Genomic DNA, 24,216 nt, shown 5'->3' with positions numbered 1-24,216 from the left:
TACGTAACGGTTGGGGAAGTCGTGGTTTGGCTAGCATTGCAAGTGCTCGTCAACCGCGCATCAATCTTCCTTAGTTACTCACGATTGCAGACTTACGATTCCTTGTCAACACAGGGACTGTAAAGTTTTGTTTCGAGTTATTCGGCAAGCAACTCCATCACTGCGTCGGGCGTAATGCCATAAATAGCAGCTAACAGCTTGATACTTTTCCCGTCACTTCCCAACTGTTTAAGCACCCCGATCGCACCAATTAAAGGAATAGCTTCCTTTGTGGATTGAGTTAACAAATCAATTGTCGTCTTCGTATTGGCTCGTTTTTTGTAAGTCCCTTCATTCATCTGTGTTGAATGCCCCAAACTCTTAGCTCTTGTTTCCTGAGACATCCCTGCCATTTGACCGTTCAGGTTTGCCAGGTGACGTAAAGCGTGAGTTTGACTTAAATTTTTACCCCACCTTGCTAGAACGTCTCGCGCTCTTTGGGCATAAGCCTTAGAAATCGTGTTTGGATTATTTGATAACGAACTGATTTCCGGCAGTTGACCAGACTTAATTTCTAAACGTTCTATCAAGTCAGGATGAGTCGGTGCTAGCATCGGCACACATAATCTATAACCAGTTTTAGTCGTAGTATCTAACAATGTTTTCTCCCCCACTACAGCAATCATTTTTTTATTATTTGACTCGCTTAATGGCGGGATAGTTACACCGTCTTTTGTTTGAAATGGTCTATCAATATTCAGAATTGCAAAAACTTCATGAACTCGAAAACCATACACTAACTGCATCGAAAACACCCACAACCAACGCTGACGAGATTCTAGGTTGTATCGCCTATCGTTAGGAGGGATGTTTAGAGCGTCATCCCGAAGCTTCAAAAAATCCTCAACCGATAAGGTTTGAAGGTCTTGCCTAAATTCTACTTGTGTACCATCAATTTCTTTGAGTTTGCACAACAAATCAAAGTGACCGATTGTTTCAACTAGCTTACGCATGGCGCACAGGCAGTTCTTAAAACATTTAGTACCTTGTTTTTTGCTGTTGACTACTGAGAGAATATCTGACAAGTTTACAACCCTATCCTCTGGCAATAGCTTGAAATAGTCACCATAAACACATCCCCAAGAATACTGCTGACTGATACTACTCCTGTCACGCTGCTGACGGCGTTTAGTACGTCCATCCCAGTATTCTTCCTCTACTTTTGCGACAGCCTCACCGAACGTCATTAAATCATTTTTGACAACGTTCTTTTCTAGAATTACATCATCATACCAGGCTAAAAATTGACTCTCGCTAAAAAACGATTTTAGTGCGCTAGCAACCAAGTGAGCCTTTTTTAGAGCGTCAGTAATGCCTTGCATCGTCAGGTAACACCCACAGGTTTTATTGACCCGCTTGTCACCTAGCTTGAATTGGAGAGTAATGTAAGACCCCTTAGCCTTGCTATCCTTCTTTAGTCCTACCCCTTTCGGGCATTCTTTCTGTGCTTGCTTGAAGTAGTCGAGAATCCGCTCATACCCAATAAGGTAGTCAGCGGATGTACTGAGTGTGACTGGATTAGATTTTTCGCTCATCTTTCGCTCAATCTTCCATAGTGCCGAGTCGCTTACTGTGTAAAGCATACAGCAGACCGCTCAGTTTTCGCTCAAACGCAAAATAGGTTGCCTAGCTCGATAGAAAACATGGGCTAGGATGGCGGAAAATCGTAGAATAATTCCGAGAGCTTAATTCGAGTCCAGTTGTGTCCATACCAGAGTTCATCCATTTGGACTGTGTGTTTTCCAACTTCTTTCGGGATGACCGTGGCGAAAGAGTTCTATTTCATGCCCCTTTTGTTGATGTGTGACAGTTGTGGGTGCGGAATGTGGGTTGAATCTGCGCTCGATCGATATTGAGGTTTCTCGGATTTATTCAGCAAGCCCTAAATAGTTCAGATTGCTCAAATTTTGGGCAGTCATATCAGTGAGCTTGCCTTCTCAACTTCACTGGAATCAGCAAATTCTAGGAAGCTGTTCACCGCTCAACATTTCCAGGAGGCGATCGACTCCAATTTTGCTGTTGAGAATGACAGATTTAGCGGGTTGCTCTCTCACCTCACCGATCGCACAAGCTGTTTTTGCGTCTCCTCTCTTTTCCTGATAAGCCTCCATAATCCCCAGTGCTCGTTCTGCATCGGAAGATGGGACAAATGCGATGAATCGTCCTTCATTTGCAATATATAGCGGGTCGAGTCCCAAGAGTTCACAGGCTCCGCGAACATCCTCACGCACGGGAATTTTTTGTTCGTCAATGTCGATCGCTACATTTGCTGCTGATGCGATTTCATTCAGTGCACTGGCTAGCCCACCTCGCGTTAAATCCCGCAAGCAGTGAATTTCGATGTTCGCACTCAGAAGTTCACCCACTAAATCTGCTAGAGGAGCTGAATCACTTTCAATGGTTGTTTCAAACTCCAATCCTTCACGCACTGCCATAATAGCAATTCCATGTCTGCCAATATCTCCACTCAGAAGAATGATATCCCCAGGTTGAACTGAGGTGGGATTAATTCTCTGGTTGTGTTCGAGAATGCCAACACCTGCGGTGTTGATAAAAATACCGTCTCCTTTTCCGCGATCGACCACTTTAGTATCACCAGTCACAATCTTGACGTTGGCGGAATCAGCAGCTTGTTTGAGAGATTGGACAACGCGCCATAGCGTTTCCATCGGCAGTCCTTCTTCTAGAATGAAGCCCAAGCTGAGATAGAGTGGGCGTGCGCCTGCCATTGCTAGATCGTTGACTGTGCCGTGAACGGCTAGCGAACCAATATCACCACCGGGAAAGAATAGAGGACGCACGACATACGAATCAGTCGTGAAGGCGATGCGATGACTAGAGAGCGACAAGACAGCAGCATCATGTTGAACATCGTTTGGTGAGCCGAAAATCGGCAAAAACATCTGCTCAATCAACTGATGCATCAATCGCCCACCGCCACCGTGAGCGAGGAGTACGGTTGGGTACTGCTGAATAGGAATCGGACAGGATAGGGTAAAGTTTTTAAGACGAGTCATAAATGAATTCGAGCTAGCTGAGAGTTACTGGCGATCGCTACGCCTCTAATCGCTGATTCATTGGACGGACATTTGTGGAAAACGCATACATATACCCATCGTTGCGGTGGATTGATTTACAGTATTTATGACGGACTGGGCTAACCTTGCCGAGTGGCGTTCTCATTTCAAAAACTCCGCTTTCTCTAACCGTCAGCCTGCCGATGTGAGTGCCTGCAAACTTCCCAAAGAGAAGAATTGCACTTACCATGTCACCTGTCCCAAACCCAAAAAACGTTTTGCACCGCGTTCTGTGCTTGACAGGAAATCCGTATTTATTGGTTGTACACATTTGACGGCTGCCCCATCCTTTAGCTGCAATTAACAACGGTTGCTTCGTGAAAACTTGCAGGACTTCTACGTTTCCTACACAAGCTGCATCCAGCCAATGAGTTTTAGGTAGTCCTAAACGAGAGCGGTTGTACTTTGTTTTACCTCCTGTTGAAACTTCTATTGCCAATCCTGTTTGTTTAAGTTGTTGAAACAATGCCCAGCGGGTTGAATTCACAGCATTTGCATCTTTCAAAGGTTGTGAGGCCTGTTTCAAAATACGGGACAAAATGTCAGGCTTTTTGGACAAGAAATCCCGAATATCTTGATTGCCTTTGGCTTGGTTGCACCCACGGCAGGCTAGGGTAAGATTGGAAACGCGATCGCTTCCCCCTTTTGATTTTGGGTGGATATGTTCTACCTCAAAAGGTACGTTTTCAACACCGCAATAGGCACATTTTCTCCCCCACTTTGCTAACAAGTATTCTCTGACTTCATAACCCGCCAGTTCCCCTTGCTGATACTCCTTGCCGGATATTTCAGGATTCTGCATTGCGAGTAGGTCAAACAGGACTAACTCTTGGGATATGCCTGTGACTGGGACATATCGACGGATGCGGTTGACCCAAGTCACGATGTTTTTCACTCTGGATTCTAAGCTTGGTGGCAACCATCCGGGCGCTCTTGTACGGTTAAGAAAACGTGGTTTGCGGTAACGAGTTTTGCGGTTACGGCGATTGCGACGAATGGCGCGACGTGACTCTAAGTCATTTTTAATTTGTTGCCCGCGATGGGTCAACTCAGCACCCCAGATAACTTGATTGCCCTGTACGATCGCCAACCCAGTAGTTTTAGAACCTGGGTCAATTTTTAATTGAGCGGGTTGCGTTTTTGGGTGATCAACCGCATATTTCAAAATAATTGTGAACGGGTAACGGAGATATACAGCAGCTTGGGTTAGTTTTAACAATCGTCTTGCTTGTCCTGGTGCTACCGGCTCAAGTGGTTGTTTGTTGGTGTCTAAAACGAATACAAAGTTAGACATTTTGTCCTCTGATTGCTCAGGTTATGTTTTCCTCGCCAAGGTTTTGATGGCTTGTTGGGTTAGAGACACTGACTTAACCAAATACATCTGTTTAATCTCTAACGACAGAGCTACAAGCTGGAAAGCACCCGTAGGTGTCATCACCCTCAAAACGTAGTATTCAAGATACTTAGGCTGGCTATTTGTCCAGTGTATGAACTAGCTGTCTAGTCTTGTCCACTGTTTGGTGAATAGCTGCCGATAACGGTAGTAGGCAGCACAGGCTCCTTCTGAAGAAACCATCGGTGCCCCTAAAGGATGTTCGGGAGTACAGCGAGTGCCAAATGCTGGACAATCATGAGGTTTACGGATGCCTTGAAGGATGAGTCCGCTGAGGCATTCGGAGGAAATGGGGGGATGGGGAAATGGCGAGATAGGGAGGAGTCCTTTGTTGTGAACATCGAAGGCGGCATAGTGTTCGCGCAGTCCTAACCCGCTTTGAGAAATCTCACCCAAGCCGCGCCAGCAGCGAGGGACAACTTCAAACACGTCCTGGATGAGATGCTGTGCTGCTTCATTGCCCTGTCTGCGAACCGATCGCGCATACTGATTTTCAACTTCTGCTGTGCCCTCTTCCAGTTGTTTGATGCACAAGTATATTCCTTGCAAAATGTCAATAGGTTCAAATCCCGTGACTACAATTGGAACGCGATACTTGGGCGCGATCGCTTCATACTCTCGATACCCCATTACCGTACAAACGTGTCCTGCCGCCAGAAAGCCCTGCACCTGGCACGTGGGAGAGGATAAAATCGCTTCCATTGCTGGAGGAACAAGCACATGAGACACCAGCAGTGAAAAGTTGGTCACGCCCTGTTGCTGAGCCTGATACACTGCCATTGCGGTTGCTGGGGCGGTTGTTTCAAACCCAACTGCAAAAAATACAACTTGCTTGTCAGGATTGTTTTGGGCGATTTTCAGCGCATCCAATGGAGAATAAACCATGCGGACATCGCCACCCAATGCTTTAACTGTGAGCAAATCGGAGGGAGTAGACGCGGCATCGCTAATCGCCGATCCCGGTACGCGCAGCATATCCCCAAAGGAGCAAAAGATAACGTTCGGTAGGGCAGCTAGTGCGATCGCTTCATCAATAATCTCAGCCGACGTGACGCATACGGGACACCCCGGGCCATGAATTAAGGTGATTGTTTTGGGTAAAAGAGTATCAATGCCAAATTTAACAATTGAGTGAGTTTGTCCTCCACAGATTTCCATGATGCTCCAGGGACGGGTGGCGATGGAGGCGATCGCGTCAGCATACTGCTGAGCCAGTTGGGCATCCCGATATTCGTCAACAAATTTCATCAGTTCTCATCCTGCTCAACCTAGTGTATCCATTCAGGTGCAAAAGCATTAAAGCGACAACCGCTCTAGACACCTTCTTCGCCAACAGCAGCATCCTCAATTCGTTCTGGCTCCTTACAGTTTCTCCTTTGGCGTTAATCTGATGGGCAAAGTTGCTTTTGTGTAGCTTGAATTGCATCAAGCAAGCTGGAAAACTATTGGAACCAAGTCTGATACCATTGCTGCATCTGCTCGATTTCAGTACTTTGATTTTGGATGATGGATTTCGCCAGATTGCGAATTTCAGGATGCTTACTATCTAGAACCATTCCAGCCATCATCACCGCCATTTTGTGATGGGGAATCATCTGCTCAATAAATGCTTTGTCAAAGTTAGGAGCATTTTTTAGAGATTCTAAATCCGCCCTCATCATGCCCCCACCCGAACACATGGACATCATTCCCCTTCCTGATGAAGCAGGTACCTCAGTGCCATACCACTGTTTATACCAAGCTTTCATCTGCTCGATTTCTCGGTTTTGGTTTGTTTTAATAGCTTCAGCTAGCTTTTTAATTTCCTGATGATTAGCTTTGCTTAAGGCAAGGTTTGCCATATCCACTGCTCCTTGATGGTGAGGAATCATCATCAGGATAAAATGCTGCTCGGCTTGTTGTTGAGACATCATGCCCATACCGGAAGGAGTAGCAGTTGAACACCCTTGGGGATGGTGTAAAGGGTGTTTTAAACCTGGCGGGTTTTGTTGTGTCTGGGCAAGAGTATTTTGTTGTGAAAATTGAGTCTGAGCTTGTGTACTGTTAATGACTAAAAAACTTGCAAAGGCACTACTGAATAATAAACCACCAAGACCATAAATCAAAGATTTTTTATTCATTTTTCTACCTCGTTGCTATTTTTCAAAGTGATACCGGATGACTATGAGGTCACTGGTTGTTGAGGGGTGTAAGTTTGAATCGCTTTCATGTATTGCACTCGCTCGAATTCGCTCGGATTCGGGCAGTAACGCTGGCTCATAGTACCGTAGAGTTCACTGATAGAAGCGTAATCATGTTCTTGCATCCACTGCCGTAGTTCCTGTTCAATCTCCTGGAGATGGTTAATCCCATGCCGCAGCAGAGCACTCACAATCATTGTCACTTTTGCTCCTGCCATTAGCATTCGCACCACATCAACCCCTTTCTGAATGCCGCTAGTTGCCGCTAAATCAGCAGCAATGCGCCCATACAAGATGGCAATCCACCGCATCGGCAAACGCATCGCTTGAGGAGTGCTCAGAAGAACGTTGGGTTTGACTTCCAGTTCTTCCACATCAATGTCCGGCTGGTAAAAGCGATTGAATAACACCAGCGCATCTGCTCCTTCCCTCGTCAACTGATGCGCCATATTCGCTAAATTGGTGAAATAAGGGCTGAGTTTCACGGCAACCGGAATTGTCACAGCCGCTTTCACTGCCTTGAGAATATCCAAATATTGTCGCTCGATCGCTTCACCTGTTAGATGAATTTCGGTAGGAATGTAGTAGATGTTGAGTTCAAGTGCATCTGCTCCAGCTTGCTCAATTTGACGGGCGTAGTTTGTCCAACCTCCTAGAGTCGAGCCGTTGAGACTGGCAATGATGGGAATATTCACTCTCTCTTTGGCTTTGCGAATATGCTCTAGATAAAGCTCAGAACCAACGTGAAAAATTTCGGGTTCAGGAAAGTAGGTTAGTGATTCAGGATAGCTTTCGGTACCCTGTTGCAGATGGTGGTGCATTGTGAACATTTCCTGCTCAATTTGCTCCTCGAAGAGTGAGTGCAGGACGACGGCCGCAGCTCCAGCATCTTCCATTCGTTTGATATTATCGATATCTTCGGTTAGAGGAGCGGCTGCACCAACCACCAGGGGCGATCGCAATTCCAATCCCATATAAGTTGTGGTTAAATTCATTTTATTTCTCCTTCTTACGATGCCTGAGAAGAATACCCAATTTCAGGGCGCACGGTTGTGCGCCCCTACAATAGTGTTTACTGGTTTGCAGGTTCTGACTGTTTGTCACTGTTGGAAGGAACAGAGTTTCCGTCGTGATGCCCGTTGGGTTGGCCCAGGTGCTGTGCAGCCAGATACTGATACATTTGCCAACGAGTATTGACATCCGCTTGAGCGAGTTCTACTAACCGCTTCGCATCTTCTGGTTTAGTGCGAGTTAGCATCTTGAAGCGGTTTTCGCTGTACATCGCCTGCTCAACCGATATCTTGGGCGATCGCGAATCCAAAATCAGGGGATTTTCACCCCGTTGGGTCCGACGCGGATCGTAACGGTAGAGCAACCACCGCCCCGATTCGACTGCCGCCTTCTGCTGCTGCATTCCCGTTGCCATATCAATACCGTGAGCAATGCAGTGCGAGTAAGCAATGATTAACGAAGGCCCATTGTAAGATTCCGCTTCCAGGAACGCTTTGAGCGTGTGTTCATCCCGCGCTCCCATCGCGACACTGGCAACATAGACATTGCCATACGTCATTGCCATGAGTCCCAAATCTTTCTTGGGTGCAGGCTTACCTCCGGCGGCGAACTTCGCAACCGCACCTCTGGGTGTGGCTTTGGACATCTGCCCACCTGTATTGGAATACACTTCTGTATCCAACACCAGAATGTTGACATTGCGACCGCTGGCAAGGACGTGATCGAGTCCACCATAGCCGATGTCATAGGCCCAACCGTCACCGCCAATCAGCCAGACGCTCTTTTTGACTAGGTAATCGGCGAGGGATTTTAGAGTTTGAATTTGAGATTTTAGAGTTTGCTCTCCCTCTAACTGATTGCACCATTCCTCTAAGCGTTGCTTGAGGATAGCTACCCGTTCGCGTTGCTCGACTATATCGGCTTCGTCCTTTTGTTCTGCATTGAGAATGGCGGATGCTAAGTCAACTGGAATTGGGGAACTGCCATTCATACTGCTCGATAGCTCTTGCAGGAGTTCTCTGGCATATTCCATTTGCTTGTCGATCGCAACTCGGAAGCCCAAGCCAAATTCTGCATTATCTTCAAATAGCGAGTTTGACCATGCCGGCCCGCGACCTTCCGCATTGTGCGTCCAGGGGGTTGTTGGCAAGTTACCACCATAGATAGATGAGCATCCTGTCGCATTCGCTACTAACATCCGATCGCCAAACAGTTGCGATACCAGTTTGACGTAGGGCGTTTCACCACAACCCGCACAGGCACCGGAGAACTCAAACAACGGTTCCTGCATCTGCTGCTGAGCAATCTTGTGCAATTTCAGTTGGGTGCGATCGGGGTTCGGTAAGCTGAGGAAGAAGTCCCAGTTTTCCCGTTCTTGTTCTCGCAAGGGTAACTGGGGAGCCATGTTAATTGCTTTCTTCCTGGGTTCGGCTCTGTTCTTTGCCGGACAAACATCGACACAAATCCCGCAACCCGTGCAGTCTTCAGCCGCCACCTGGATCGTAAATTTCAGATTCGTCCAGTCATGGTCTTTGGCATTCGCACTCTTAAACGTTTCCGGTGCATTTTCTAGTGCTTCTGGTTCATAAACTTTGGAGCGGATCACGGCATGGGGACACATCATGACGCATTTGCCGCACTGCACGCACACATCTGCATCCCACACTGGAATTTCCTGGGCAATGTTGCGCTTCTCCCATTTCGAGGTACCGCTGGGATAAGTGCCATCAATCGGCAACGCACTCACTGGAAGATCGTCTCCCTGCCGTGCCATCATCTTGCCGAGCACGTCTCGAACAAAGGCTGGGGCAGTATCGGGAACTGGGGAGGGCGCTTCTCCTACCTGATTGGGAATAGGGGATTGTTGATAACTCTGATAATCCACTTCGTATAGATTATCCAGGGTGCGATCGACCGCTTTCAAATTCATTTCCACAATCGCCTCACCCTTCTTGCCGTAAGTCTTGCGGATCGATTGCTTGATGCGTGCGATCGCTTCTTCACGGGGCAACACGCCTGCAACGGCAAAGAAACAAACCTGCATCACGGTGTTGATGTGCCTGCTCATGCCCGTCTCGCGCGCCACCTGAGAAGCGTTAATGACGTATAACTTCAACTGCTTCTCAACAATTTGCGCCTTCAGACGCTCTGGTAACCGCATCCAGGTTTCTTCTGGATTGTAGGGACTGTTGAGCAAAAAGATAGCTTCCGGTTTTGCAGCATCCAGCAGATCGAATTTCTCGACAAATTCCCATTGGTGGCAAGCGACAAAATTCGCACTGCTAACCAGGTAAGTTGAACGAATTAGTTCTGGACCAAAACGCAAATGGGAAACCGTAACAGAACCAGATTTCTTGGAATCATAGACGAAGTAACCCTGAGCATAATTGTCTGTTTCTTCGCCAATGATTTTGATCGAATTCTTATTTGCGCCCACTGTCCCATCGGCACCCAAACCATAGAAAATGGCTCGTACTACGTTATCGGGTTCAGTGGAGAAGCTGGGATCGTAGTTTAATGATGTATGGGTGACATCATCGTAAATGCCAACAGTGAAATGATTTAGTGGCTCGTCAGCCGTCAGATTATCAAAGACAGCCTTCACCATTGCAGGGGTGAATTCTTTAGACGATAGACCGTAACGACCTCCGACTACCTGAATATCGTGACGGTTGCTTTCAACTAGCGCACTCAGGACATCAAGATATAATGGTTCACCCGTGCTGCCTGGTTCTTTGGCGCGATCGAGTACGGCGATCGCTTTCACACTTTCGGGCAGTGCAGCAACCAATCGACTACCATCAAATGGTCTGTACAAGCGAACTTTCAGTACACCTAGTTTTGCACCGCGAGCATTCAGGTAATCCACCGTTTCATGCACGGTTTCGCAACCCGAACCCATCAATACAATGACTTGTTCCGCTGCTGGATCGCCGTAGTATTCGTAGAGTTGATACTGTCTCCCCGTCAGTTGGGCGAATTCATCCATCGCCTGCTGTACGAGATCGGGACAGGCGTTGTAGAATCGGTTAACGGTTTCCCGCGCTTGGAAATAAACATCCGGATTTTGGGCTGTGCCGCGAATCACTGGGCGATCGGGTGTCAAGGCGCGATCGCGGTGCGCCAAAATCAGTTCATTCGGAATGAAAGCGCGTAACTCGTCATCCGATAGCAGTTCCACTTTTTGAATTTCGTGGGACGTGCGGAAACCATCGAAGAAGTGGAGGAATGGAATACGAGATTCCAGTGTGGCACGAGTGGCGATCGCCGCTAAATCTTGCGACTCTTGCACCGAGGCCGAACAAAGCAACCCGCAACCCGTTCCTCGGACAGCCATTACATCACTGTGATCGCCAAAAATCGAAAGTCCCTGTGCCGCTAGCGATCGCGCCGCAATGTGAATCACCGCAGGCGTTAGTTCACCCGCAATCTTGTATAAATTGGGAATCATCAGCAGCAAGCCTTGGGAAGCCGTAAACGTTGTGGTTAACGTTCCCGCCTGCAATGCTCCATGAACCGTTCCGGCTGCACCTGCCTCACTTTGCATTTCCACAACAGAGGGAACAGTTCCCCACACGTTGCGCTGTTCGGCAGATGCCCAGGCATCGGCCCATTCACCCATCGTTGAAGCCGGTGTAATGGGATAAATTGCGATCACTTCACTGAGTCGGTAGGCAACGCGAGCAACAGCTTCGTTACCGTCTATCGTGACAAAAGTTTTTAATGGCATTGCCTCATCCTCTTTTCGTCATTACAAAAGTTCAGTTTGTTCGTTCTTGGCAAGCCTCTTACATCTCCATGCTAGACATAAATCGTGAGGCTCTTGTGAGGATTAGAATAAATATTCACAAAGATGAATAAATTGAAATTGAAATTGACAATCCTAGGGTATTTCTCCAACTCCTGTATTAATTGGCGATGGTTCAGATTCAAACTGACTCAAATAATTTAATGTTTCTTCTGCTTCTTCGGGGTCAACAATACTGAGTGCAAAACCCACGTGTACGATGACGTAATCACCAATTTTCACCTCTGGCACATAGGCGAGGCTAACTTCTTTGATAATGCCACCAAAGCTAACTTTACCTGTGCGCCAAAGCGAGGAGTTTCCATTGCGCTCAGAATTGTCCTCAATACCGATCACTTTACCGGGTACAGCAAGGCACATTTTCACTCACCTCCTGATTGATTTTGCAATGTTCGTAATGCAGCCATAATTTGTCCAGCCGCAATGCCTCCGTCATTGGTTGGAATTCGGTGATGCCAATAAATTGAAAAACCTTCTGTTTTGAGTCGAGCGATCGCACGTTCTAGTAAATAACGATTTTGAAAACAACCGCCCGTTAACACAATTTGTTCAACACCGACTCGGTTGGCGATCGCCACCATTCCCTCAATTAACGTGTTGTGAAACTTTGCCGCCACGATTTCTTGAGAAATCTGCTCGTGAATGTCATCGAGAATGGCATTGAGCATCGGTGAATAATCGAGAATCATAGGAGAGTGTGCAGGACACAGCAATTCATACGGATAAGCTTCATCCGTCTTGAAGCCATTAGCCGCAAACTCCAGTTGCATCGCAGCTTGCCCTTCAAAACTAGCTTGCTGACACAACCCCAACAAAGCAGCGATCGCATCAAACAAGCGTCCGGCACTCGACGTTTTTGGAGTATTCAATTCTCGTTGCAACATAGCCTGTAAGACTTTAAGTTTTTGCCGCGAGAAAGCTTGCACAGACGCTAACTCCAACATTTCAAACGCCCGATTTCCAAAGCATTCGTAGAGCAATCCCAAAGCGCATCGTCGAGGTTCTTTGACTGCCTGTTCTCCTCCAGGTAATGGGAACGATCGCAGATGAGCCGTTCGTTCAAATCCGTTAGCTAGGATGTTGAGAAACTCGCCCCCCCAAATCGTCCCGTCTAAGCCATAACCCGTTCCATCCCAGGCAATTCCCAACACGGGGGGTTCGAGTTGATTGTCCACCATGCAAGATAGGACATGAGCATAGTGATGCTGCACTGGAATTACGGCTGTAGAAGTAGGAAAGGCAGAGGGCAGAGGGCAGAGGGCAGAAGGAAAGCGTTTCTGTTCAGTTGCCTGCTTGCTCTCTGCTTTCACTTCAATCAAAGCATTGGCAAATTGAGTCGAGTAGTAGTCTGGATGGGCATCAGTTGCGATCGCAGTGGGCTGAACCTCGTAAATATTAAGTAGATGGTGAATCGCTTCTTGAAAACGATCGATTGTTGATAAATTATCGAGATCGCCGAGATGCTGGCTCATCAAAATTTGATGATTGAGATACAGCGCAACGGTATTTTTTAGATGAGCGCCAACAGCGAGGATGACGGATGAATCATGAGAGGTTAATTTCGATGGTGGTGTAATTGGAAAGGGAGCATAGCCTCTGGCACGACGCAGAACGATGGGTCGATCTGCACGAATCGATCTAACCCCCCTTAATCCCCCCTTAGTAAGGGGGGAAACTTGCTCTTGCTCCCTCCCCTTAGTAAGGGGAGGGCTGGGGTGGGGTTTAAAGTGTTCATGCAGAACGATGGGTTCCTCGCCAACCACCCGCACGATGGAATCGTCAACAGGACGGGCGATCGGGCGATCGTGAACTAAGAACAAATCGGCAATATTCTGTAATCGGTTCAGTGCATCTAATTCATCCGTACAAATCGGTTCGCTAGAAAGATTTCCACTCGTCGCGACAATCGGAAAACCGAGTTCTGACAGCAAGAGATGATGCAACGGCGTGTAGGGTAGCATCACGCCTAAATAGGGATTGCCGGGAGCAACAGAGGGAGCAATTGTAGATTTGAAATTGTGGATTTTAGATTGAAGGAGAACTATCGGTGCTTCAGAAGAAAGCAGCAATTTTTCTTCCTCTTCGGAAACCTGACAGTGTTCGCGGATTAGCTCTAACGAAGGATACATTAACGCGAGGGGCTTATCAGGCCGCCGTTTGCGATCGCGGAGCGTTCTCACGGCTGTCTCATTGCCAGCATCCACAACTACATGAAATCCGCCTAATCCCTTAATTGCCAGAATTTTACCCTGACGAATAGCATTTGCCGTTTGCAGCAGTGCCTCATCGTGGGTTGCTAACGTCTTACCTTGACGATCCCAAAGTTCTAAATGGGGGCCACAAGTCGGGCAAGCGTTTGGTTGAGCGTGAAAGCGTCGATCCAGAGGGTTCTCGTACTCTGCACGGCACTCCGGACACATCTGAAATCGCTGCATCGTGGTGTTGGGGCGATCGTAGGGAAGCGATCGCAAGATGCTGAAACGAGGGCCGCAGTGCGTACAGTTGGTGAAGGGATAGCGATAGCGACGGTTGGCAGGATCGTAAATTTCGTGCAGACAGGCCCGACAGGTTGCGAGATCGGGCAGAATCAGAGCAGATTTAGGAGTTGCGATTGAGGAATGAGCCGCATCTGATGGACGAATTTCAAAATCGGTGTATCCTGCGAGGCTCATCCACTGAGTTTCTATGTGCTGCAAAAAGGCATGATGCGGTTTTTCTTGCTGCAGGCGTTTCTGAAAAATCTGAAGCTGTTCGATAGTACCCTCAATGTCGATCGAGACTCCGCGATCGGTATTTTTCACCCAGCCCACAACTCCCACGTCTTTAGCCAACCCGTAAACGAATGGGCGAAAGCCGACTCCCTGCACGATGCCTTCTACAGTCAAGCACAGCCGACGTTTGGTTGAGTTTTGTATAAATTTTGATTCTGTCGTCAGCATAGCCCTTTCTCCTGATAACTTAGGACTTACGCAAAATGATGAAAAAACGAACCACAGAGTACACAGAGGACGCGGAGAAATAAGAGGAAAGAGAGAGTTTTTGCGTAAGTCTTGAACTTGCACAGGCTATTGAATGGCAGTTCCCAGGTAACTATACCAAGCTTCCATTCCCTGTCCAGTTCGAGCAGAAACTTCCAAGAGGGTTGCTTGGGGTGCGACGCGCCTAATGTTAGCAATAGCCTGTTCTCTGTCGAACCCCACGGCTTCTGCAATGTCGATTTTGTTAATCAGAACGACATTTGCCGTTTTGAACATTGTGGGATACTTTAAAGGTTTATCCTCTCCTTCTGTCACGGATAGCAACACAACTCGCATCGCTTCGCCTAAGTCATAGCTAGCCGGACAGACTAAGTTACCCACATTTTCAATAATCAACACGTCCAGAGCATCCAGATCGAGCTTCTGCATTGCCCGTGACACCATATCTGCTTCTAGATGGCACGCATTCCCCGTGGTGATTTGTACGGCGGGCGCACCAGCACGGCGTAAGCGCTGAGCATCATTGTCTGTTTCTAAATCACCCACAATCACACCGATCCGTAAAGGGTGTTGCAGGGATGTCAGTACGCGACTGTTCAAATCCTGCACCATGCGCTCAATCAGTGCTGTTTTCCCCGAACCCGGTGAGGACAGAATGTTGAGTGCCAGCACCCCTTTTGCCTGAAAATATCCTCGATTGCGTTCTGCTAAGCGATCGTTTTTCGACAGCAGGGATTCGTGAATGGCAAGGGTGTGTGAAATGTGCGATCGCTCGTGCAGATCGTGATGGTTTCCTGTTCCATTACCCGTGAAATCCTGGTGAGAATGTTGATGCTCATGTTGGCGATCGTGAGAATGAGAATATTCGTGCAGGTGGGAATGTTCGTGATGTGTAACCCCATCAATCGCAACTGCTCCAACCTGGTTGCAACCACAATCTTGACACATATTAAGAAACCTCCAGCGAAGTAAGTTCGAGTTCTCTACCCTGACGGATTTCTGTGCAGAATTGATGACACTCAGGACACTCGTAAATCCAATCAGAAGGTTGAAATTCACGTTGGCAATTTGGGCAATAGCAAACGGCTGGAATGGAATCAATGCTGAGTTGGGCGCGTTCGGCAATGGTTCCCCGTGTCACAACATCAAACGCAAAGGCTAATGCTTCTGGCTCCACTCCCGACAATTGACCGATGCGTAATGTCATGCGGTGAATTTGAGCTGCACCCTCACGGTTCGCGTACTCCAGAGCAATATCTAGTGTGTTTTGCATGATGCCAACTTCGTGCATATCAATTAGGAAGTGAAGGGAAAGGGAAAAGGGTAAGTCTCAAATACTTTTCATGATAATCGCCTTGTGAGTTGGTGAAAACTCAGTTTTCAAAGGGTTCGATCGTAAGTGATCATCCTTCTGCTGCTCTGTTGAGAAACCAGTTGTTTAATCTTTACTAAAGCCAAGTCAACGTTTTTTATTGTAACGGGAGAAAGGGTTTCATCAAAGGAAAAGTTAACGGCTGGAATCAAAATTTGGTAAGCAGTAGGAATAGCTTTATACAGGGTACAAGTTAGAGCTAGTATCGATCGCGGATCGGCATAGTGTCCTGTAAAGCTGGCTGCATAATTCGGTCTGAGTTGTTCGATTTTGACCTCTGATAGTGTAGCAACCGCATCTACAAAAATGACGGTTTTAGCCTGGGCGATCGCTTCAGCTAAGTCTGGTGTAAGTTGATGTACGGCAAGCGATCGCACACGATCAAAATTCCACTGAGCGACGGCTTCGGCAATCTGATAACCGGCTCCATCGTCACCCCGAATCGTGTTGCCATAGCCAATGATGAGATAGCTAATTTTTTCGTTGTCAGTAATATTCAAAGACTGCCTCCTTTGCTGATGGCGGAGAAATTAAACTAGGGCAGACTGTGAGAGGTCAGCACTTCAGATTCCCGACTTCTTTTAGAGAAGTCGGGAATCTCGTCTTCAGCCTCTAGAAATCTCGTTCAATATCGTTCCATCGGGTGCAACCAGTTGAACGTGTAAAGGCATTTGTCCCGCCGCATGGGTGGAGCACGATAAACAAGGATCGAAGCAGCGAATTCCTGCTTCAACACGATTTAGCAAGCCTTCTGGAATTTCATTGCCGTTGCTATTGCCGTGAATATATTGCTTGGCGATTTGAGCAACAGTTTTATTCATTGCTAGGTTGTTTTGTCCAGTGGCAATGATGAGATTAACCTTCTGAATCAAGCCATTTTCATCCACCTGATAATGATGGAACAGAGTACCGCGCGGTGCTTCACTAACTCCGATCGCTTCCAGTTGATTCACCGCACCGCGAGCGCGAACTCGATTGGATAGGATATCTGGATCGTCCATGAGGGCTTGGATTTTCTCCAAACAGGCCAGGATTTCAATCAATCGAGCATAGTGGTAAATGAATGAAGACGTGGCAACCCCACCAGCCCGATCGCGAAACTCATTTAACTCCCGATCGGCGGCTTCTGTACCGATGTAATTACACACATTGAGTCGAGCCAGTGGACCAACTCGATAAATGCCATCGGGATACCCTAGTGGCTGGTAGTAAGGGAATTTCAGGTACGACCATTTCTCAACGGCTTCGCCTAAGAATTCCTGATAGTTATCTTCGCTCAGGTTGTCAGCAATAATAGTGCCTTGACTATCAGTAAAGCGGAGATGCCCGCCGTAGTGTTCCCATTCGCCATTCTTGCCAACAAGTCCCATAAACAGCGAAGGGAATTCACCAAAGATGTTCACTTCATCTTTGAGTTCACCATCAATCATGTTTTTGAATAGCCCCAAAGCCAGATTGATGGTTGCCAATGATTCCGGTAAGCCATCGCAAATCCACTGTCTGCCTTCCTCAGAAAGAGGCGATCGCACCCCTCCCGGCACCGTCCAAGCCGAGTGAATTTTGCGTGCGCCCAAGAGTTCGATGATATTTTGTCCAAATTGCCGCAGCCGGATGCCAGCTCTTGCCAGATCGGGATTCGCTTCAATTAACCCAAACACATTTCGTTTTGCGGGATCGCTATCCCAGCCCAACAAGAAATCGGGACTACTGAGATGAAAGAATGAAAGTGCATGAGATTGAGTAATCTGTGCCAGGTTCATCAATCGCCGCAGTTTCTCGGCAGCAGGCGGAATTTTAACGGCTAAAATTTTGTCCCCAGTCTTCGAGGATGCTAGCAAGTGACTCACCGGACAAATGCCGCAAATCCGAGCGGTAATGCCTGCCATGTCTGTGAAAGGTCTGCCTTCACAAAACTTTTCAAATCCCCGATATTCCACGACATGAAACCGAGCATCTGAGACTTCACCCGCCTCATCCAGAAAAATTGAGATTTTAGCGTGTCCCTCAATGCGTGTAACAGGATCGATAACAACAGTCTTCATAGCACCTCTCTCTTCTCGTGAGCTGTCATTAGTCCGTTTTCATTTGCACCTAACCATCAACCATCAACCATCAACCATTACCCAAACTTAATCATGTCTCGCCCTTCCATGCGGGGTTTTTCCCCTTTGAGCAGAGGTTCAAGCGTGGCTCGAATGCGATCGGCCGATGGCGGACATCCGGGCATATAGATATCAACTGGAACAACCTGATGCACGGGCAAGACGCGATCGAGCAATTCCGGTACAATTCCTGGCTCGTGAGGTAGTTGTCGCCCCGTATCTGCCAATTCGATATAAGCCCGTTTGAGAACGGGTTCAGCACCCCTCAACATATTTCGCATACCAGGAATGTTTGCCGTCACGGCGCAATCCCCAAAGGAAATTAGGATTTTGGTGCGTTGTCGGACTTCGTGGATCAGTTCCAGATTGTCTTCGTTGGCAACGCCTCCCTCCACCAGACAAACATCAACGTTTTCGGGATATTCCTTCACGTCCGATCCAACGGGACTATAAACCACATCCACATGCTGAGCGAGTTCAATTAACCACTCGTCTAAATCCAAAAACGACATGTGGCACCCGGAACAGCCTGCTAACCAAACGGTGGCAAATCTTATCTTGTCCATTCCTTCTTCTCCCGTGCCCTCACCAAAAATTCCAGCTTGTTGCGATCGCGTTCTTTCTCGCCAGTTGTTTCGCCTTTACGGAAAATCGATCCAGTAGGACAGGCATCGACACACTTCCCGCAGGAAGTACAGGCATCCACTGCACCCCAAGGCTGATTCATTCCAGACACGATGTAGCAATTCGCGCCCCGTTGTGCCACATCCCACACATGCGCTCCCTCAATCTCATCGCAGACGCGCACGCAACGAGTACAGAGGATGCAACGGTTGTGGTCTATACTAAATAGCGGATGCGAATTATCGACTTTGCGATCGGGGAAACGATACGGGAAGCGAGCATGATCCATCCCCACTTCAATGGCAACATCCTGTAACTCGCAATTACCATTTGCCACACAAAAGGCGCAGACATGATTGCCCTCGGCAAACAGCAACTCAACAACCATGCGGCGGTAGTCTTGCAGCTTGGGCGAGTTGGTAGAAACCTCCATCCCCTCAGCCACCTGAGTGACGCACGCAGGAAACAGTTTAGGGGTTCCAGCAATCTCTACCATGCACAGACGGCAAGCTCCGATATCTGATACACCGTCAAGATGACATAGCGTAGGAATGGCGACTCCAGCCTCTCTTGCCGCTTGTAGGATGCTTGCGTCTTCTGCGATCGCTACATCAATACCATCAATTTTGAGCGTTTTGACTGACATATCAACCTCACAAAGATTGCGAAACGGTGACTTTGCCGTTGTGTTCGACTGGAGATTGCAGCAAATCTAAATACTCCTGCTTGAAGTATTTCAACGTGCTGAGTACAGGATTTGGAGCCGTTTGACCCAACCCACAGAGGCTCATTTCCTTAACCATGTAGCAGAGGGCTTCTAGCTGTTCCAAGTCTTTCTGCGTCGCCTGACGGTTCGCGATTTTATTCAACAGCGCATGAAGCTGAACCGTTCCCGCACGGCACGGGATACATTTGCCACAAGATTCATCCCGGCAGAATTCCATGTAAAACTGAGCAATCTCCACCATGCTCGTTTCGTCATCCATGACAATCATGCCGCCCGAACCCATCATCGTGCCCAGCTTTTGCAGTGATTCGTAGTCCACAGGGGTATCAAAGAATTCAGCCGGAATACACCCTCCAGATGGTCCTCCTGTTTGCACTCCTTTCACCTTGCCACCGTCGGGAACCCCACCTCCCATTTCTTCTACGATTTGACGCAGGGTGGTTCCCATTGGGACTTCAATTAAGCCCGTGTTCTCGATCTTGCCCGTAAGTGCAAAAACTTTGGTTCCCTTACTTTTCTCCGTGCCGATACTGGCGTACCAGTCTCCACCGTTACGGATAATGGGCGCGATATTGGCATAGGTTTCGACGTTGTTAATCAGGGTGGGACAGCCCCACAACCCGGATTCAGCGGGATAGGGTGGACGGGGGCGGGGAATTCCTCGTTCGCCTTGAATGGAGTGCATCAATGCGGTTTCTTCGCCGCAAACGAAAGCACCTGCCCCAATGCGGATATCAACCTTGAAGTCAAACCCAGAACCAAAGATTTGACTGCCCAGCAATTCATATTTCTTTGCCTGCTGAATCGCTTTTTGCAGGTGTTTGATGGCGAGAGGATACTCGGCGCGGATGTAAATAAACCCGCGATCGGCTCCAATTGCATAACCTGCGATCGCCATTCCTTCCAGCACGCGATGGGGATCGCTCTCCAACACGCTGCGATCCATGAACGCACCGGGATCGCCCTCGTCCGCGTTACAAATCACATATTTTTGTCCCGGCGGCATCTTCGCCACCGTTGCCCACTTCAACCCGGTGGGATACCCGCCGCCACCTCGTCCGCGCAGTCCACTCTTGGTGACTTCTTCAATCACCTCAGTAGGTGTCATTTCCGTGAGAACTTGATAGAGCGGCTCGTATCCGCCTGCTGCAATATACTCTTCAATGCGCTCTGGGTCGATCTTGCCGCTATTCTCCAACACGATCGGCATTTGGCGCGTCAAGAAAGGATGGTTCGGGTCGCCCTTTGTCGCGGTAGCAGTTCCTCCCTTCAGTGCAGCGATGATGGAGGGTGCATCGTCTGGAGTCACCTGTTCGTAAAGCGTACCGCTGGGATCGACTTCTACCAACGGCCCCCGCCCACAAAACCGCATACATCCAACACTGCAAACCTTTACCTCTGCCTCCATTCCTGTCTGTTGAACCGCAGCTTCCAAGCCATCTCTCACTGCAGCAGAACCAGAAGACAGACATCCTGCGGCTGTGCAACACCGAATTTGAGTTGGCTTGCGGCGATCGCGTTCTTGTTTCGCAATCTCATGTAATTCTGTGATATCCATGCTGTTTACCTTCACGCAGTTGTGACCTACGATCGGCTTTCCAAGTGGGTGAATCTTGATGGCAACGTTTTTGTAGCGATCGCGATCCAGAAAGCCATTAAACATTCAGGCGTTGCAGCGCCTTAACCTTGTCTAGAGCCGTTTCTAGGGTTTCCTTACCGCTGACTCTGCCATCAATGACGATCGCTGGAGCAATGCCACAAGCGCCTAAACACCGTGCCGCCATGAGCGATACTTGGCCATCCGCTGTTGTTTCACCCACATCGATTCCCAACTCTTTTTCTAGAGCTATCATCAATTTGCTGGCACCTTTGACATGGCAAGCTGTTCCCAAGCAAACCACACAAGTATGAGCGCCGCTGGGTTTAAGTGAGAACAAATGGTAGAAAGTTGCCACACCGTAGACTCGGCTCAATGGCAGTTTTAGCCCTCTGGCAATGTAAATCAGAACATCTTCTTCTAGAAAGCCAAATGATTCCTGTGCTTTGTGAAGTATCTCAATCAGCGCATCGGGTTGGTATTGATGCCGCTTCATCGTCATATCCAATGCTTTAAAGCGGCGGTCGCCACTGGCATGACCCTTGGCAGAAGGAGATTTAGCAGGGGATGCAACGCCAGCACCTGTCGAACCTTGTTGGTCTTGAAGAGGTGGGTAAGGCATATTAATTAACCCTCAATTACAGCAATTTCAACTTTTTTTTGCTGATTATTAGATGACCTGTATTAATCAAGACAAAATCGGTCGTTTGTAAAAATCGATAATTAAAATTTAAGCTCCTTAGAGGCTTGCTACTTTTGCAACATTTGTATTGCTTAACTCTCTTTGCTACAAACTTTTAGCCTTCTAAATCTATCTTATGATGTGACAAGTCATGAAGTGACACAGCAGGTAAATTTCTTCACAATTTGTCATGACTTTGCCTGGGGGAGCACTTCATGGCAAATCCGCCATAATAGCCCGCTTTTTCTCTCCAGTCATAGAGACGCTCCGCCGGAGCATCTTCCACAGATTGGTGATAACGGGCATCCAGGGGAATCGCCAGCTAGAGCTAGGGCATCGGTTGTAAACAGCGATATCTGCTAGATCCTCGACTTCTTACAGAACTCGCGGATATCGGTATTCTGTTTTTTCAGGTGGGCTTACTTATCGACGATTTATCTCCAAGTCGATCGTCCAAAAATGCGAACTCAATTTTTGGTAAAATCAAAACATTCTACCCGCAACCAAAGCGCTACCTGTGGCCAAGTCAACTGAACCCAACAATCCAGAGAGTCCGAGCCAACTTGCCCGCACGCCTCTGTACGACCTATCATTAGAACTCAAAGCCCGAATGGTGCCCTTTTCCGGGTGGGAGATGGCGGTGCAGTACGCAGGCATCAGCAGCGAACACCAAGCAGTACGCCAGCAAGCAGGAATGTTCGACATTTCCCACATGGGAAAATTTGGTTTGAGAGGGAAACAATTAATAGAAAAATTTCAACCGCTAGTCCCCTCAGACTTGAGCCGCTTGCAACCCGGTCAAGCTCAATATACAGTCTTGCTAAATGCCCAAGGCTGCATCTTAGACGACATTATTTTCTACTGCCAAGAACCCGACCCTATCACTAGCGAAGAACGTGCAGTAATCATTGTCAACGCCGCCACTCGCATCGCAGACAAAGCATGGATCGCCACGCACTTAGAATTGAGCGAACTTTGTTTGACAGACATTTCAGAAGATCGAGTTTTAATCGCAATTCAAGGGCCGGAAGCTGTTAACTATCTCCAGCCTTTTGTGGAAGACAAACTCGCACAAATTAAGGCTTTCGGCCACTTAGAAACAAACCTGTTGGGACAGCCGAGTTTTATCGCCAGAACTGGTTACACCGGCGAAGATGGGTTTGAAATCATGGTCGATGCCGAAGTTGGAAAAGAACTCTGGCAAAAACTGTTAGCTGCTGGCGTTGTACCCTGCGGTTTGGGTGCGAGAGATACCTTGCGTTTAGAAGCGGCAATGGCTCTTTACGGTCAAGATATCGACGACAATATCACGCCTTTAGAGGCTGGATTGGGTTGGGTTGTTCACCTCGACACCAAAGGCGATTTTATTGGGCGGGAGGTTTTGGAACAGCAGAAAGCGAGTGGAGTGTCGAAGCGCTTGGTAGGGTTAGAAATGCAGGGGCGGCACATTGCGCGCCACGGCTATCCGGTAATATTTGAAGGCGAAACTGTAGGAGAAGTTACTAGCGGTACATTATCGCCTACTTTGAATCGGGCCGTAGCCCTCGCGGTTGTTCCGGCAAACTTAGCTAAAATCGGTCAGCAGTTAGAAATCGAAATTCGCGGGAAAAACTATCCGGCTAATGTGGTAAAAAAACCATTTTACCGATCGCCAAACCGACCTAATTAAATTAAGCAAGCAAGCCTTAATTCAGGGGCCGAGTAGGAGCAACGGCCGAAAAAAAAGCGAAGTGTATGTGTTCTTGTGGAACGGGCTTCTAGCCCGTTGCTCATATGGGTCGAGAAGAGTCATCTACTAGCTTAGCAAATGTTCGCAAAGTTGCAGCATAGCGATCGCCCGCCACATCCATCAAATCATTATGACCCGCCCCATCAACCCAAAAATTTAATTTCGGCTGCTTCGCCGCTGCAAACAACTGTTCTCCATGCCAAAAATGCACCACCTCATCAGCCTTACCGTGAATCACCAAAACAGGCGATCGAACTTTGCCAATCTTATCAATATTCACAAACTTGTCAAAGGGTAAAATCGGAATCCGCGTCAACACCCGAAAAGCCGAAACAAACGAACTTTCAACCACCAAACCGCCGACTTTTTGCCGCGAAGCCAAATCAATTGCCGGCCCACCCCCCACAGAACGCCCGTAAAGAATAATTTGCTGTGCAGGTACTCCCAAATGTTGGGTTAAATAATTGTAAGCAGCCTCAATATCGCGATAAGTATTATACTCAGAAGGCTTTCCCTGACTCGTCCCGTAACCTTGATAATCATAGGCAAAAACAGCAAACCCGCTATCTCGAATCTCTCTGAGCAGCCACAAAATGCTCTCCAAGTCTTCCGCATTCCCGTGACTGTAAAGTATGGTATATTTAGCTTGCGGGTTGGGAAAATGAACAGTAGAAATTTTCACGCCATTAGCTGAGCTAACTTTGATAACTTCCCCGATCTCGCTCTGACTAGATGGGGGAGGTTGAAAAATTAGGCGTTCTGAAAAAAAGAAACCGTAAAAACACAGAAATGCGTAAATAAAAATTAGAGATCGCATCAGTCGTTTGACAGAAAATTCTCCGACAAGCAAGCGTTTAATATTTTTTCTGTTCCACTTAGTCATCACTAAACGCCCAT

At 47.9% G+C, this 24,216-nt stretch carries 19 protein-coding genes; 1 reads left to right on the top strand and 18 read right to left on the bottom strand.

Going from position 1 to position 24,216, the window contains the following annotated elements; all coding sequences use genetic code 11:
• Nucleotides 1-137: 137 nt before the first annotated feature.
• The 17 genes from OSC7112_RS07265 to hoxE form a co-directional block, all read right to left on the bottom strand.
• Nucleotides 138-1,622, bottom strand: coding sequence for a hypothetical protein (locus OSC7112_RS07265; RefSeq protein ID WP_015175299.1), 1,485 nt, complete (start codon nt 1,620-1,622; stop codon nt 138-140).
• 369 nt (nt 1,623-1,991) lie between these two features.
• Nucleotides 1,992-3,056: a hydrogenase expression/formation protein HypE gene (hypE, locus tag OSC7112_RS07260; RefSeq protein ID WP_015175298.1), complete on the bottom strand. Its 1,065-nt coding sequence runs from the start codon at nt 3,054-3,056 to the stop codon at nt 1,992-1,994.
• 37 nt (nt 3,057-3,093) lie between these two features.
• Nucleotides 3,094-4,410 (bottom strand): RNA-guided endonuclease IscB, encoded by a 1,317-nt coding sequence (iscB, locus tag OSC7112_RS07255; RefSeq protein WP_015175297.1) that lies wholly within the window; start codon nt 4,408-4,410, stop codon nt 3,094-3,096.
• Nucleotides 4,411-4,608: 198 nt separating this feature from the next.
• Nucleotides 4,609-5,757 (bottom strand): hydrogenase formation protein HypD, encoded by a 1,149-nt coding sequence (hypD, locus tag OSC7112_RS07250; RefSeq protein ID WP_015175296.1) that lies wholly within the window; start codon nt 5,755-5,757, stop codon nt 4,609-4,611.
• Between the two features lie 194 nt (nt 5,758-5,951).
• Nucleotides 5,952-6,629, bottom strand: coding sequence for a DUF305 domain-containing protein (locus OSC7112_RS07240; protein ID WP_015175294.1), 678 nt, complete (start codon nt 6,627-6,629; stop codon nt 5,952-5,954).
• Nucleotides 6,630-6,670: 41 nt separating this feature from the next.
• Nucleotides 6,671-7,684 carry a dihydroorotate dehydrogenase-like protein gene (locus tag OSC7112_RS07235; protein ID WP_015175293.1) on the bottom strand — a complete coding sequence of 338 codons (1,014 nt, stop codon included), beginning with the start codon at nt 7,682-7,684 and terminating at the stop codon, nt 6,671-6,673.
• A 77-nt stretch (nt 7,685-7,761) separates the two neighbouring features.
• A complete protein-coding gene (gene nifJ, locus OSC7112_RS07230; protein ID WP_015175292.1) occupies nt 7,762-11,430 on the bottom strand; it encodes a pyruvate:ferredoxin (flavodoxin) oxidoreductase in 3,669 nt (1,222 codons plus the stop codon).
• A 153-nt stretch (nt 11,431-11,583) separates the two neighbouring features.
• Nucleotides 11,584-11,868, bottom strand: coding sequence for a HypC/HybG/HupF family hydrogenase formation chaperone (locus tag OSC7112_RS07225; protein ID WP_015175291.1), 285 nt, complete (start codon nt 11,866-11,868; stop codon nt 11,584-11,586).
• 2 nt (nt 11,869-11,870) lie between these two features.
• Nucleotides 11,871-14,447, bottom strand: coding sequence for a carbamoyltransferase HypF (gene hypF / locus OSC7112_RS34355; protein WP_015175290.1), 2,577 nt, complete (start codon nt 14,445-14,447; stop codon nt 11,871-11,873).
• Nucleotides 14,448-14,573: 126 nt separating this feature from the next.
• A complete protein-coding gene (hypB, locus tag OSC7112_RS07215) occupies nt 14,574-15,434 on the bottom strand; it encodes a hydrogenase nickel incorporation protein HypB (protein WP_015175289.1) in 861 nt (286 codons plus the stop codon).
• A 1-nt stretch (nt 15,435) separates the two neighbouring features.
• Entirely contained in the window at nt 15,436-15,777 is a 342-nt protein-coding gene (gene hypA, locus OSC7112_RS07210) for a hydrogenase maturation nickel metallochaperone HypA (protein WP_015175288.1), read from the bottom strand.
• Nucleotides 15,778-15,866: 89 nt separating this feature from the next.
• Complete coding sequence (locus OSC7112_RS07205) at nt 15,867-16,358, bottom strand: hydrogenase maturation protease (protein WP_015175287.1); 492 nt, start codon at nt 16,356-16,358, stop codon at nt 15,867-15,869.
• Nucleotides 16,359-16,463: 105 nt separating this feature from the next.
• A complete protein-coding gene (locus OSC7112_RS07200) occupies nt 16,464-17,900 on the bottom strand; it encodes a Ni/Fe hydrogenase subunit alpha (protein WP_015175286.1) in 1,437 nt (478 codons plus the stop codon).
• A 77-nt stretch (nt 17,901-17,977) separates the two neighbouring features.
• Nucleotides 17,978-18,526, bottom strand: coding sequence for an NADH-quinone oxidoreductase subunit B family protein (locus OSC7112_RS07195; RefSeq protein ID WP_015175285.1), 549 nt, complete (start codon nt 18,524-18,526; stop codon nt 17,978-17,980).
• Complete coding sequence (gene hoxU / locus OSC7112_RS07190; protein ID WP_015175284.1) at nt 18,514-19,230, bottom strand: bidirectional hydrogenase complex protein HoxU; 717 nt, start codon at nt 19,228-19,230, stop codon at nt 18,514-18,516. The genes OSC7112_RS07195 and hoxU overlap by 13 nt, the downstream gene beginning before the upstream one ends.
• Before the next feature lie 7 nt (nt 19,231-19,237).
• On the bottom strand, nt 19,238-20,869 hold the full coding sequence (locus OSC7112_RS07185) for a NuoF family protein (protein ID WP_041622975.1): 1,632 nt from the start codon (nt 20,867-20,869) through the stop codon (nt 19,238-19,240).
• 97 nt (nt 20,870-20,966) lie between these two features.
• Entirely contained in the window at nt 20,967-21,530 is a 564-nt protein-coding gene (gene hoxE / locus OSC7112_RS07180) for a bidirectional hydrogenase complex protein HoxE (protein WP_015175282.1), read from the bottom strand.
• A 577-nt stretch (nt 21,531-22,107) separates the two neighbouring features.
• On the opposite strand from hoxE, the gene gcvT reads away from it, so the two are divergent.
• Complete coding sequence (gcvT, locus tag OSC7112_RS07175) at nt 22,108-23,259, top strand: glycine cleavage system aminomethyltransferase GcvT (protein WP_015175281.1); 1,152 nt, start codon at nt 22,108-22,110, stop codon at nt 23,257-23,259.
• A 100-nt stretch (nt 23,260-23,359) separates the two neighbouring features.
• Here gcvT and OSC7112_RS07170 read toward each other — a convergent pair whose 3' ends face one another.
• Nucleotides 23,360-24,202: an alpha/beta fold hydrolase gene (locus OSC7112_RS07170; protein WP_015175280.1), complete on the bottom strand. Its 843-nt coding sequence runs from the start codon at nt 24,200-24,202 to the stop codon at nt 23,360-23,362.
• Nucleotides 24,203-24,216: the final 14 nt, after the last annotated feature.

It is taken from the genome of Oscillatoria nigro-viridis PCC 7112, assembly GCF_000317475.1.
GTDB lineage: Bacteria > Cyanobacteriota > Cyanobacteriia > Cyanobacteriales > Microcoleaceae > Microcoleus > Microcoleus nigroviridis.
The sequence above is the reverse complement of the archived record's forward strand: the minus strand, read 5'-3'. Positions and strand labels throughout refer to the sequence as shown.